The organism is Tenacibaculum adriaticum, assembly GCF_008124875.1.
GTDB classification, from domain to species: Bacteria; Bacteroidota; Bacteroidia; order Flavobacteriales; family Flavobacteriaceae; genus Polaribacter; species Polaribacter adriaticus.
Genome location: NZ_VNIA01000003.1, coordinates 110,338 through 123,496 on the forward strand (window position 1 = coordinate 110,338; position 13,159 = coordinate 123,496).

Consider the following 13,159-nt stretch of genomic DNA (forward strand, 5'->3'; position numbering starts at 1 on the left):
AAAATGAAATATAATCCAGATAAAAACGGTTATTATGGACAATTCGGAGGAGCTTTTATTCCAGAGTTGTTACATCCAAACGTGCAAGAATTAGAAGATAATTACACTGATATTATAGAGTCTGAATCGTTTCAAAAAGAATATAAAAACCTTTTAAAAGACTATGTTGGGCGTCCTAGCCCGTTGTATTTTGCAAAGAGGTTATCAAATAAGTACGGTGTAAATATCTACTTAAAGCGAGAGGATTTAAACCATACAGGGGCTCATAAAGTGAATAATACCATTGGTCAAATTTTAATAGCAAAACGTTTAGGAAAGACTAAAATTATTGCAGAAACTGGGGCAGGACAACATGGTGTGGCTACGGCAACCGTTTGTGCGTTGATGGATTTAGAGTGTGTTGTTTTTATGGGCGAAAAAGATATTCAACGTCAGGCACCTAATGTAGCTCGTATGAAAATGTTAGGAGCTAAAGTAGTTCCAGCAACTAGTGGAAGCAAAACGTTAAAAGATGCAACCAACGAAGCAATTCGTTATTGGATTCAAAATCCAGATACTTATTATTTAATTGGTTCTGTGGTGGGGCCGCATCCGTATCCAGATATGGTGGCACGTTTACAAGCGATTATTTCAGAAGAAATGAAATGGCAATTAAAAGAACATACAGGTAAAGAAAATCCTGACACCATTATAGCCTGTGTTGGTGGAGGAAGTAATGCAGCGGGTGCTTTTTATCATTATTTAGACGATGAAGAAGTGGAGCTAATTGCTGTGGAAGCTGCCGGTTTAGGAGTAGATTCTGGAGAAAGTGCTGCCACCTCTCAGTTAGGAGAAGTTGGTGTAATTCATGGAAGTAAAACTATTTTAATGCAAGATGAATACGGACAAATTGTGGAGCCATATTCAATTTCTGCCGGATTAGATTATCCAGGTGTTGGACCATTACACGCGTTTTTATTCGATGAAAAACGAGCAAAGTTTATGAATGCTACAGATAAAGAAGCATTAAATGCTGCCTATGAATTAACACGTTTAGAAGGGATAATTCCCGCTTTAGAAAGTGCACATGCCTTGGCTGTTTTACCGAAAATGAAATTTGAGAAAGACCAAACAATAGTTATTAATTTATCCGGTAGAGGAGATAAAGATTTGGAAACGTATATAAAACATTTGAAATAAGCGTCATTCCGAACGAAGTGAAAGAAAATCTCTTGATAGAGATTGCCACGTCATTTCATTCCTCGCAATGACAACTCATGAATGTCATTCTCGCGAAGGCGGGAATCTCATCAAAATTTAACAGATTCCTGCTTTCGCAGGAATGACAACAAAGAAATTATGAATTCAATTCAACAATTATTTCAGCAAAAAGATAAAAATCTATTATCTATATTTTTTACAGCAGGTTTTCCTAAACTGGAAGATACCACTGCTATTATTTCAGAATTAAGTGCTAATGGAGTAGATTTTATTGAGGTAGGCTTACCATATTCTGATCCGTTGGCAGACGGACCAACCATTCAACATAGCAGTTCGGTAGCGTTACAAAACGGAATGAATCTCGATGTGGTTTTTGAGCAGTTACAATCAATAAAAGAAACCAATAAAACACCTTTGGTATTGATGGGCTATGTAAATCAGCTAATTAAATATGGTGAAGATAAATTTTGTCAACAAGTAAAAGACTGTGGAATTGATACGGTTATTATTCCAGATTTACCCATGGTAGAGTATGAGAATCATTATCAAGCATTATTTAAAAAATACGGAATTACCAATGTGTTTTTAATCACGCCACATACTTCAGAAGAACGCATTCGAAAAATTGATAGTTTAACCGAAGCTTTTATTTATGTAGTGGCTTCTTCATCTATTACAGGGATAAAAGGAGAAATTTCTCAACAGCAAATCGATTATTTTGAACGAATTAATACTATGAACTTACAAAGTAAATTGATTGTTGGTTTTGGTATTTCTGACCAAAAAACATTTGCCACAGCCTGTCAATATGCTAACGGAGCTATTATTGGTTCAGCATTTATTAAGGCTTTAGATAAAGAAGGTGTTGGAGGTATTGGTGATTTTGTCAACTTCGTTAAAAGTTAGTTTCTATTATAATTTTTATGCACTTTCGTGGTCTTAAATTTTAAAAAGACTATGAAAAGAACAAAAATGCTATTGTTTATAGCTGGACTAATTTTCTCAAATTTTATAATAGCTCAAGGAAAATTGAAATTAGGAATAAATGCTGGAGTAAATTATTCTTCTATAAGAGAAAGTGATAATATATTCGGTGAAACAGATTCAGATTTTGCTCATTTAACAGGTGTTAAATTTGAATATATTCTTAATGAGAATATTTCGATAATTACAGATATTAATTATGAAGTTAAAAAAACTAGTTACGATGTAACAATTGCTAGTAGTCAAGATGACCTTTGGTTTCCGTATACAAATTTAAAGATAAAAACAAACCAAAATTATTTAACTTTACCATTAATGTTAAAATTTAAATTTGGTAATTCAAAATCTTTCTTTTTTAATGGAGGCCCTTTTTTAAGTTATTTATTAAGTGTAAAAAGTTATGCAAAAGGTTCTGCATCAGTAGATGAAACCCCTAAATTCAAAAAAATGGATTTTGGTGTTTCATTTGGAATTGGAAAAATAATTGCACTTGATGAAAAAAATGAACTAATAATTGAGTTGAGGGATAATTTTGGTTTAATTGATATTAATAGTAATTTATACAATGATTTCAATAAAATAAAAACTAACTCATTAAATCTAACAGTTGGTTGGAGATTTGATTTATAAAACTTAGTTGCATGAACCTAAAAAAACACTTCACTTGGTCTAATCTAATTTTTGTTATAGTTGTAGCGTTAATGTTATATAAACCTACAAGAGTTTGGTTTATTCGTCAAGTATCTTTTTCTCCATCAGTTTCATCGGTAGAGAAAAGTCAAAAAATAACCGATTATAATTGGCCTTTGTATGGTTTAAATACCGAAAGTGTTAACTTTTCACAGTTTGAAAATAAAGTAGTTTTCTTAAATTTTTGGGCTACTTGGTGTCCGCCTTGTATTGCGGAGTTTCCTTTTATTCAGGAACTTTATAAAGATTACAAAGACAACGTGGCTTTTGTATTTGTAACCAATGAAAATTGGCAAGAGGTTGAGGCTTTCTTTCAGAAAAATAACTATGATTTTCCAACATATCAGTCATCTGCAAGTTATCCAAAAGGATTACCATCGGTAAGTTCAATTCCTACAACCTTTATCATCGATAAAAAAGGAAATATCAGAGTTAAAAAAACAGGTTCTGCTGATTGGAATAGTGAAAGTTTTAGAAAAGCTGTAGATGAAATGTTGAGAGAGTAAGTGTTAAAAAATCTTAAAAAATTTAGCAACTTTCTTTAAAGGGTTAACTTCGTTTGTTAGTAAAATCAAACGAAATGTATTTAAAAAAGCTCCTTACGGTTGCAACACTTTGTATTGTTGGTGTTGCGGTTTCTCAAAACACACTTATTCGTAAACCTGCTATTAGTCCGGATGCTTCTCAAATGGCGTTTAGCTATGACGGAGATATTTGGATGTATAATTTCAATACACAACAAACCAGGAGATTAACTATTCATGAGGCTTATGAAAGTGATCCGGTTTGGAAGAGTGACGGAAAAACCTTGGCATTTTCATCTAATAGAAAAAGAAATACAAATGTATTTATAACTTCGGAAGATGGAGGTTTACCAAAGCAATTAACCTATTATCCAACGGCTAATACACCAACAAGTTGGGATGCAAACGGAAATGTTATTTTTTCAACTAAAAGAGTGATAGCAGGACCAGAGTGGGACGCTCAAATATACTCTGTGAATGAAAATGGAGGAACACCTGAGCGATTACTTACTGCTTATGGTTCAATGGCATCGGTTTCTCCAAACGGTAAGTTTGTTGCTTATGTAAAAGGAGCGTGTAGAACTGCGCGTGAAGATTATTCGGGGTCTGCGCAACGTGATGTTTGGATCTATAACACGCAAACCAAACAATATCATCAAATAACAACGAGTAATAAAAATGATCATTCTCCGGTTTGGGATGCTCAAAACAATCTGTATTATATAGGTGCTGAAAGTGGTCGATATAATATTTATAAGCAAGCAATTTCTGACAACGGAATAGCTTCCGGAACAGCTCAAAAATTAACTAATCAAAAGGTTGATGGAGTGCTTTCATTCTCGGTAAGTAACAACGGAACAATTGTATATACCGCTGGAATAGATACTTATAAATTAGAAAATGGTTCAACAAAAAAACTAGATTTCAATCTAGCTTCAGATAATCGTTTCAATTTAGAAGAAACAAAAACGGTAAGTAACGGAATTAGCGAATTTGCTATTTCACCTAACGGAAAGAGTGTTGCTTTTGCTGTTAACGGAGAAATCTTTGTAAAAGAAAACGACAAAGAGAAAAAACGCTCAAACAATGTAAGTAAAGATTTCTTTAGAGATAAAAATCCGGGATGGATCAATGATAAAGCAGTTGTGTTCTTATCAGATAGAGAAGGAAAGTTTCAGTTATACAGCGTAACTTCTGCAGATGATAAGGTTGGCTTACACAGAACCTTAAAAACAAAAATAACCAAGTTAACTAATGAGAAGGAAGATGTTGATTTATTTATCATTTCTCCAGACAATAAAAAAATAGCATATCAAGTTGGAAGAGGAAAATTGATGGTTGCTGATATTGACGAAGGAAAGTTAAAAAATGAGCAAGTTTTTTCTGATTCTTGGGCAGCAGCAGAAGATGTGTCTTGGAGTCCGGACAGTAAATGGATTGCTTATTCACAAGAAGATTTGAATTTTGACAGCGAGATTTTCATTCAATCTGTACAAGATAAAAACAAAAAGATGAACATCAGTATGCATCCAAGAAGTGATATGAGTCCGGTTTGGAGCGAAGATGGAAAAAAGTTAGCGTTTTTATCAAACAGAAGCGGAATTAACTACGACGTTTGGATGCTTTGGTTACAAAAAGAAGATTGGGAAAAGTCAAAAGCCGATCATGAAGAAGGTGATTATTACCAAAAAGAAGAGAAGAAAGACAAAGAGGAAGACAAGGATAAGAAAGATAAAAAGCCAAAGAAGAAAAAAGTTGTTGTAAAGATTGATGAAGATAAAATTTACGATCGTTTAGTACAGGTAACTTCGTTACAAGATGATGAGTACAGTTTAGCGTTTAGTAAAGACAATGATTTTATTTATTATTCAGCTACCGATCCATCAACTAAAAAAAGAAGTTTGTTTAAAATTAAATGGGATGGTTCAAAGCCAAAAGCAGTAAAAGGAACTGATGGAGCAAGAGGAGTTTCTTTACAAAACGGAAAAATTTATTTCCTTGCAAAAGGTGGTTTAAAAGAATTAGATACGAAGTCTGATAAAATTACAGGGTTACCACATTCGGCAACCTATACCAAGAATGTTCAAAAAGAGCGTGAGCAAATTTTTGAAGAAGGAATTAGAGCTCTGTCAGCTGGTTTTTATGATCCAGAATTCCATGGTTACAACTGGAAAAAGTTGATAGAAAAATATAAGCCTTGGGCGTTGAATGCGAGTACGCATCAAGATTTTACCTATATGTTTAACTTGTTATTAGGTCAGTTAAATGCAAGTCACATGGGGTACAGACCATCTAACAGTCCGGGCAAAACAACCAATGAAAAAATAGGATTGATAGGATTAGAGGTTACCAATACTAACAACGGAGCAAGAATCAATTATGTGTTGCCAAATTCACCTGCAGATAAGTCGAAAAGCAAATTAAATGTGGGTGATATAATTACGTCTGTAAACGGTACTCCGATTAAAAAAGGCACAAACTTTTTCAGTCTGTTTAAAAATACCGAAGATGATGAAGTGTTGTTAACTTTACAATCGGGTAAAGATGTAGTATTAAGAGCACAAAAAAGCTTAAGAAACTTACAATATGATGAGTGGGTAAATTCTCGTAAAAAACTGGTGGATGAATTTTCAAACGGACAATTAGGGTACATTCATATTCAAGGAATGAATATGCCAAGTTTTGAGCGTTTTGAACGCGAACTAAAAGCTAGTGGATATGGTAAAAGAGGAATTGTTATTGATGTGCGTTACAATGGTGGTGGTTGGACTACTGACCGATTAATGGCGGTATTGAATGTAGATCAGCATGCATATACCATTCCGAGAGGAGCTACAAAATCGTTGAAAAACAACAAACAATTTACAGGGAACTATCCGTTTAATGAACGTGCTATTTTATCAGTAAACACAAAACCTGTAGTAGCGTTGTGTAATGAAAACAGTTATTCAAATGCAGAAATTTTTTCACATGCATTTAAGAGTTTAGAGTTAGGTAAATTAGTTGGGCAACCTACTTTTGGGGCGGTAATTTCTACTGGAGGTAGACGTTTACAAAACGGATATATTCGTATGCCTTTTAGAGCTTGGTATGTAAAAAATACTGGAAAAAATATGGAAAATGAAGCTCCGGCAGTTCCAGATTATTTAGTTGAAAACAAACCAGGATGGAAAGATAGAGGAGAGGATGCTCAACTAAAAAAAGCTGTTGAGGTGTTATTGCAAGAGATTAAGTAAGTTTTTATAAACTATAAATTGAAGCGTAGAATTTATATTCTACGCTTTTTTTATTTCTACTTTTGCCGTATGATGCAGATTCAAGAAAAAGATTTACTTTCTAAGTTAAAAACAAATTTCGGTTATGATAGTTTTAGGCTACAACAACAAGAAATTATTGAAAATATTTTAGCAAAAAAAGATACGTTGGTAATTATGCCAACAGGTGGAGGTAAATCGATCTGCTATCAATTACCGGCACTTTTTTTTGAAGGAATTACTTTGGTTATTTCTCCGTTAATCGCGTTGATGAAAGATCAGGTAGATAGCTTAAAAGCCAACGGAATTTCAGCAGCGTATTTTAATAGTAGTCAAACACCCGAAGAGCATCAAAAAGTGTTCGATGGAGTAGCAGATAAAACGGTGAGATTACTTTACGTAGCGCCAGAGAGTTTGTCTTTACTTCAACATGTTTTAAATCAAAACTATATTAGTTGTATTGCGGTTGATGAAGCGCACTGTATTTCTGCATGGGGACATGATTTTCGACCATCATATAAACAACTTGCTTTTTTAAAAAAATCATTACCAGAAACACCAATTGTAGCCTTAACGGCAACAGCGGATAAAGCCACACAAGAAGATATATTACAACAATTAGCAATTCCGAATGCTACAAAATATGTAAGTTCTTTTAATCGTGAAAATATTGCTTTAGAAGTAAGACCTGCGAATGATCGTATAAAGCAAATTATTCGTTTTATTAAAGGTAAACCGAAAGAGGCAGGAATTATTTATTGTTTAAGTAGAAAAACAACAGAGCAACTCGCTAAAAAATTAAAAGACAACAATATTAATGCAAAATCGTATCATGCAGGTTTGTCTTTTGAAGAACGCTCTAAAACGCAAGAAGATTTTATTAAAGATGATGTTGATGTTATTTGTGCAACCATTGCTTTCGGGATGGGAATTGATAAATCGAATGTACGTTGGGTGATTCATTATAACATGCCTAAAAATATTGAAGGATATTACCAAGAGATCGGACGTTCTGGTAGAGATGGTTTAGAAGCACACGCGTTACTTTTTCATAGTTATGCAGATGTAATTCAGTTGCGTCAATTCATTGCAAATACTACGAATAAAGACGTTCAGGAAGCCAAGTTAGATAGAATGAAGCAGTTTGCAGAAGCTACTGTTTGTAGGCGTAAAATTTTGTTGAGTTATTTTGGAGAGCTGATTGAAGAAAATTGTGGTAATTGCGATGTTTGTAAAAATCCACCAAAGTTTTTTGACGGAACATTAATTGCACAAAAAGCATTGTCTGCTATTTATAGATTAGAAGGTAAAGAAGCCATGGGAACTGTAATAGATGTGTTGAGAGGGGCTCAAAATGCAACGATTTTAGAGAAAGGATATCAGCAAATAAAAACTTACGGAGTAGGAAAAGATATTTCATGGAGAGATTGGCAACATTATATTATTCAATTAATAAATCAAGGATTTTGTCAAATAGCTTTTCATTTACATAATGCTTTGCAGCTTACAGAATTCTCTAATAAAATACTGTTTAATGGTGAAAAAGTATTTTTAACCACTCCTGTTGAAATTGAAAAAATTAAAAAAGAAACTGAGGTTAAGTCAAAAACAAAAAAGAAAGTTGTAAAAGACACCTTATTTGAACGTTTGCGAAAATTGCGCTACAGAATTGCGCAGGAAGAAGATATTGCTGCCTATTTAGTTTTTAACGATGCTACATTAAGAGAATTGGAAAATGAGCGTCCGCAAACAGAAGAGGAGTTTTTGGCAATAAGTGGAGTAGGGCAACGAAAATTAGAAGTGTATGGAGGAGAGTTTATGGAAGAGATTAAAACGTTTCTCAATGAAAAAAAGAAGAGTAGAAAAGACACCACGTTAGAAACTTTTAATTTATACAAAGAAGGTTTTACTATTGATGAAATTGCTGATAAAAGAGGACTGAAACCTCAAACGATCTTTTCGCATTTATCAAAATTATACCTAGAAGGAAAAGATGTGAGTTTAGATGAATTTATCTCCGCAGACATTTTGAATTTGGTTAGAAACGCAAAAAAAGTGTTGAAAAATGAAACTGCTTTAAAACCGTATTTTGAGTTTTTAGGTGAAAAAGTTCCGTATGAGCAAATTAGAATAGGATTGACTATTTTACAGAAGAAACGATAAGAAGAACGTCTTAACGATGAGTAAAGAAAAATTACCTGCTACTAATAAATTTGATGAAAATGTTTCTGATTTAGAATCCAGAATTGATGATTTAAAAAATCAAATAAAAGCTATTGAAGTTCAATTAAATCCGTTTGAGCAATCGTTAAGAAATGCCATTGTGGATTTGTTGATTGAAGAAAAAGAGCTTACAATTCTTTATAAGCAGCAAAAAATAGCGAAAAAACAAAAACGTTTAGAGCAGAAGAAGAGAGGTAAAAACTACAAAGAACCTGTTGGATTAAAAATCGTAAAAAAAGAAACATCTGTTTTTGATAGTACTGATCAAAAAGAAAAAAAGCGTTTGTACAGAGAAGCTATGTTGTATGTGCATCCTGATCGGTTTTCTTTAAAAGAGGATAATGAAGATTTAGCAACTGAAATAACGACAAAACTTATTCAAATTTATCAAGCCGGAACGTTAGAAGAATTGCAAGCATATCACGCACATATTTTTGGGGGAAATACTCAAATGAAACTAGAAAATATTGATATTAAAATCAATACTACTATTGATAAAAACGTTTATTTAAAAAAGGAAATAAAACGTTTAGAAAAAGAATTGAAAGAGCTTTTAGAAAGATATACCTATAAGGTTTTAATTGAATATGAAAACCCGATGTTGTTTGTTGATGAGTTAAAAGAATACTATAACGATCGAATTTTTAAATTAAAAAAGAGAACACGGACTAAATAAAAAACCTCACAAATTTGTGAGGTTTTTATAATCATCTGCAAACATTGTTTGCTACATATTTCTTCTGTATTGTCCACCAACTTTAAATAAAGCTTCTGTAATTTGGCCTAAAGAACAGAACTTAGTAGCTTCCATTAATTTTTCAAAAAGATTCTCATTTTGAATAGCTGCTTCTTGTAAAATAGCTAATTGTTCTTGAACTTTACCATCATTGGCTTTGTTTAGTAACTCTTTTGTTTGAATTTGGAATTGCTTTTCTTCTTCCGTAGCTCTAATCACTTCCGCTGGTTGTACCGTTGGAGAACCTTTAGAACTTAAGAACGTATTTACTCCAATAATAGGGAACTCACCAGTATGTTTTAAGGTTTCATAGTATAAACTTTCTTCTTGAATTTTAGAACGCTGATACATAGTTTCCATTGCTCCTAAAACGCCTCCGCGCTCTGTAATTCGATCAAATTCAGCTAAAACCGCTTCTTCTACTAAATCGGTTAACTCTTCAATAATAAAAGCTCCTTGAATTGGATTTTCATTTTTAGTTAATCCTAATTCTTTGTTAATAATCAATTGAATTGCCATCGCTCTACGTACTGATTCTTCTGTAGGTGTTGTAATAGCCTCGTCATACGCATTGGTATGTAGTGAGTTACAGTTATCGTTAATGGCATATAAAGCTTGTAATGTTGTACGAATGTCGTTAAAATCAATTTCTTGCGCGTGCAAAGAACGACCAGAAGTTTGAATATGGTATTTCAACATTTGTGCTCTTGGATTAGCACCATATTTATATTTTAATGCTTTTGCCCAAATTTTACGAGCCACACGACCAATTACTGAGTATTCTGGATCAATTCCGTTTGAGAAAAAGAACGATAAGTTAGGTCCGAATTTATTAATGTCCATACCACGAGATAAGTAGTATTCAACATAGGTAAACCCGTTAGATAATGTTAAGGCTAATTGCGTAATTGGGTTGGCACCAGCTTCAGCGATATGATATCCAGAAATAGAAACCGAATAAAAATTACGTACTTGCTTTTCAATAAAATATTCTTGAACATCACCCATTAAACGTAAAGCGAATTCGGTAGAGAAAATACACGTATTTTGAGCTTGATCTTCTTTTAAAATATCAGCTTGAACCGTTCCACGAACTTGTGCTAAGGTATTTGCTTTTATTTCAGCATATACATCCGCAGGCAAGATCATATCACCGGTTAAACCTAACAACAGTAACCCTAAACCATCATTACCTTCTGGTAAATCACCTTGATAAGTTGGTCTTTCTAAGCCTTTTGAATCGTAAACTTCTTTAAATTTAGCTTCAACTTGTTTTTCTAACTTATGTTCTTTGATGTATTTCTCACAATTTTGATCGATAGCTGCATTCATAAAGAAGCCTAACAACATTGGAGCAGGTCCATTAATTGTCATAGAAACTGAAGTCATAGCGTGACTTAAATCAAAACCAGAATATAATTTTTTAGCATCGTCTAAACAACAAATTGAAACTCCGGCATTACCAATTTTTCCATAAATATCGGGTCTAATACCAGGGTCATTACCATATAAAGTAACCGAATCGAATGCCGTTGATAAACGTTTAGCGTCCATTCCTAAACTTACGTAATGGAATCTGCGATTTGTTCTTTCAGGCCCACCTTCACCAGCAAACATACGAGTTGGATCTTCACCTGTTCTTTTAAACGGATATAATCCTGCTGTATACGGGAATTCTCCAGGAACGTTTTCTTGTAAATTCCAACGCAATAAATCTCCCCAAGCTTTATATTTTGGTAAAGCTACTTTCGGAATTTGCGTATGCGATAACGACTCACTATGTGTTTTAATATTAATTTCTTTATCTCGAACCTTGAATGAATAAATTGGGTTTTTATACTTCGCAACTGTTTCTTGCCAGTTTAAAATAACCTCCCAGTTATAGGGATCCAAATTCATTTTTACACGATCAAACTCAGCAACTAATAATTTTAAAAAGTCTTTGTTGTTACCTGTTTTATTGATTGAATCTTCATCAATTCCAGACTTATCTAATACAATTTCGCTTTCTGAAACACTTTCAATTGTTTGATAGATACCGTATAATTTCTGAGCAACTTTTTCTTGATCGTCTACTTTTTTATCGTAAGCTCTGTTATTTTCCGCGATTTCTGATAAATAACGCGTTCTTGCTGGTGGAATCACAAAGATTTTTTCAGACATTTCTTTGGTAATTTCCATGTTTGATTTTAAATCAGCTCCAGTTTTTTCAACTAATTTATCCATAATACGCTTATACAACGTATTCATTCCAGGGTCGTTAAATTGAGAAGCAATCGTACCGAACACAGGCATGTCATCCATATGAACATCCCACAAATTATTGTTGCGCATGTATTGTTTTTTTACATCGCGTAACGCGTCTAAAGCTCCCCTTTTATCAAATTTGTTGATAGCAACTAAATCAGCAAAATCTAACATGTCGATTTTTTCTAATTGAGTTGCTGCACCAAATTCTGGAGTCATTACATACAAAGAAGTATCAGAATGTTCAATAATTTCAGTATCTGACTGACCAATTCCTGAAGTTTCTAAAATGATTAAATCAAACTCAGCAGCTTTTAAAACTTCTACGGCTTCATTTACATATTTTGATAACGCTAAATTAGATTGACGTGTTGCTAACGAACGCATATATACACGTTCATTATTAATTGCATTCATACGAATTCGGTCACCTAATAAAGCACCGCCAGTTTTACGTTTAGAAGGATCTACAGAAATTAACCCGATAGTTTTTTCTGGAAAATCAATTAAAAAACGACGAACTAATTCGTCTACCAAGCTCGATTTCCCAGCCCCACCAGTTCCTGTAATTCCTAAAACCGGCGTTTTTGAGTTTTTATTTTTTTCATGGATAATATCCATTGATTCTTTGGCAACTTCAGGGAAATTTTCAGCAGAAGAAATCAAACGAGCAATACTTCCAACGTTTTTATTTTCAATATGGTCTACCTCTCCGTTTAATTTATCTCCTATAGCAAAGTCAGATTGTTTGACTAAATCGTTAATCATGCCTTGCAATCCCATTTCACGGCCGTCATCAGGAGAATAGATACGTGTAATTCCGTAATCCATCAGTTCTTTGATTTCTTCAGGGAGAATTACCCCGCCACCGCCACCAAAAATTTTAATATGACCAGCTCCTTTTTCTTGTAACAAGTCGTACATATACTTAAAGTATTCGTTATGTCCGCCTTGGTAAGAGGTCATGGCAATTGCATTAGCATCTTCTTGAATTGCACAGTTTACCACTTCTTCTACGCTTCTATCATGACCTAGGTGAATTACTTCAACTCCAGTTGATTGAATAATTCTACGCATAATATTTATAGCTGCGTCGTGTCCGTCAAATAACGATGCTGCAGTTACAATTCTTACTTTATGTTTGGGTTTGTAAATGTCTATTTGTGTCATTCGTAATAAAAGTGAATATTTAAAGCTGCAATTTATATATTTTTCAATAAATAGTAATGATTATTAAAAAATATATAAGGCTATTTTTTAGAACTTGTAATGTTTAATTTTTAGTTAATTTTGTTAGCTTA

General features: G+C 33.4%; 8 protein-coding genes. 7 read left to right on the forward strand and 1 reads right to left on the reverse strand.

Annotated features, from left to right (window positions below):
- Nucleotides 1–3: 3 nt before the first annotated feature.
- The 7 genes from trpB to C7447_RS09515 all read left to right on the forward strand — a co-directional run bounded on the left by trpB (nucleotide 4) and on the right by C7447_RS09515 (nucleotide 9,551).
- Nucleotides 4–1,179 carry a tryptophan synthase subunit beta gene (gene trpB / locus C7447_RS09485; RefSeq protein WP_211354911.1) on the forward strand — a complete coding sequence of 392 codons (1,176 nt, stop codon included), beginning with the start codon at nucleotides 4–6 and terminating at the stop codon, nucleotides 1,177–1,179.
- Nucleotides 1,180–1,338: 159 nt separating this feature from the next.
- Nucleotides 1,339–2,106: a tryptophan synthase subunit alpha gene (gene trpA / locus C7447_RS09490; protein WP_148870283.1), complete on the forward strand. Its 768-nt coding sequence runs from the start codon at nucleotides 1,339–1,341 to the stop codon at nucleotides 2,104–2,106.
- Nucleotides 2,107–2,157: 51 nt separating this feature from the next.
- Entirely contained in the window at nucleotides 2,158–2,814 is a 657-nt protein-coding gene (locus tag C7447_RS09495) for a porin family protein (protein ID WP_148870284.1), read from the forward strand.
- Between the two features lie 11 nt (nucleotides 2,815–2,825).
- On the forward strand, nucleotides 2,826–3,380 hold the full coding sequence (locus C7447_RS09500; protein WP_148870285.1) for a TlpA family protein disulfide reductase: 555 nt from the start codon (nucleotides 2,826–2,828) through the stop codon (nucleotides 3,378–3,380).
- 74 nt (nucleotides 3,381–3,454) lie between these two features.
- Nucleotides 3,455–6,634, forward strand: a complete 3,180-nt coding sequence (locus tag C7447_RS09505) for a S41 family peptidase (RefSeq protein ID WP_148870286.1) — start codon at nucleotides 3,455–3,457, stop codon at nucleotides 6,632–6,634.
- Nucleotides 6,635–6,703: 69 nt separating this feature from the next.
- Nucleotides 6,704–8,815 (forward strand): DNA helicase RecQ, encoded by a 2,112-nt coding sequence (gene recQ / locus C7447_RS09510; protein ID WP_246143055.1) that lies wholly within the window; start codon nucleotides 6,704–6,706, stop codon nucleotides 8,813–8,815.
- A 16-nt stretch (nucleotides 8,816–8,831) separates the two neighbouring features.
- Complete coding sequence (locus tag C7447_RS09515; RefSeq protein ID WP_148870287.1) at nucleotides 8,832–9,551, forward strand: hypothetical protein; 720 nt, start codon at nucleotides 8,832–8,834, stop codon at nucleotides 9,549–9,551.
- A 51-nt stretch (nucleotides 9,552–9,602) separates the two neighbouring features.
- On the opposite strand, the gene C7447_RS09520 is transcribed toward C7447_RS09515, so the two are convergent.
- Entirely contained in the window at nucleotides 9,603–13,028 is a 3,426-nt protein-coding gene (locus C7447_RS09520; protein ID WP_148870288.1) for a methylmalonyl-CoA mutase family protein, read from the reverse strand.
- Nucleotides 13,029–13,159 lie beyond the last annotated feature (131 nt).

Coding starts and splice junctions, on each gene's coding strand:
- trpB (WP_211354911.1), top strand. CDS start 4: ATGAAATATAATCCAGATAAAAACGGTTATTATGGACAATTCGGAGGA.
- trpA (WP_148870283.1), top strand. CDS start 1,339: ATGAATTCAATTCAACAATTATTTCAGCAAAAAGATAAAAATCTATTA.
- C7447_RS09495 (WP_148870284.1), top strand. CDS start 2,158: ATGAAAAGAACAAAAATGCTATTGTTTATAGCTGGACTAATTTTCTCA.
- C7447_RS09500 (WP_148870285.1), top strand. CDS start 2,826: ATGAACCTAAAAAAACACTTCACTTGGTCTAATCTAATTTTTGTTATA.
- C7447_RS09505 (WP_148870286.1), top strand. CDS start 3,455: ATGTATTTAAAAAAGCTCCTTACGGTTGCAACACTTTGTATTGTTGGT.
- recQ (WP_246143055.1), top strand. CDS start 6,704: ATGATGCAGATTCAAGAAAAAGATTTACTTTCTAAGTTAAAAACAAAT.
- C7447_RS09515 (WP_148870287.1), top strand. CDS start 8,832: ATGAGTAAAGAAAAATTACCTGCTACTAATAAATTTGATGAAAATGTT.
- C7447_RS09520 (WP_148870288.1), bottom strand. CDS start 13,028: ATGACACAAATAGACATTTACAAACCCAAACATAAAGTAAGAATTGTA.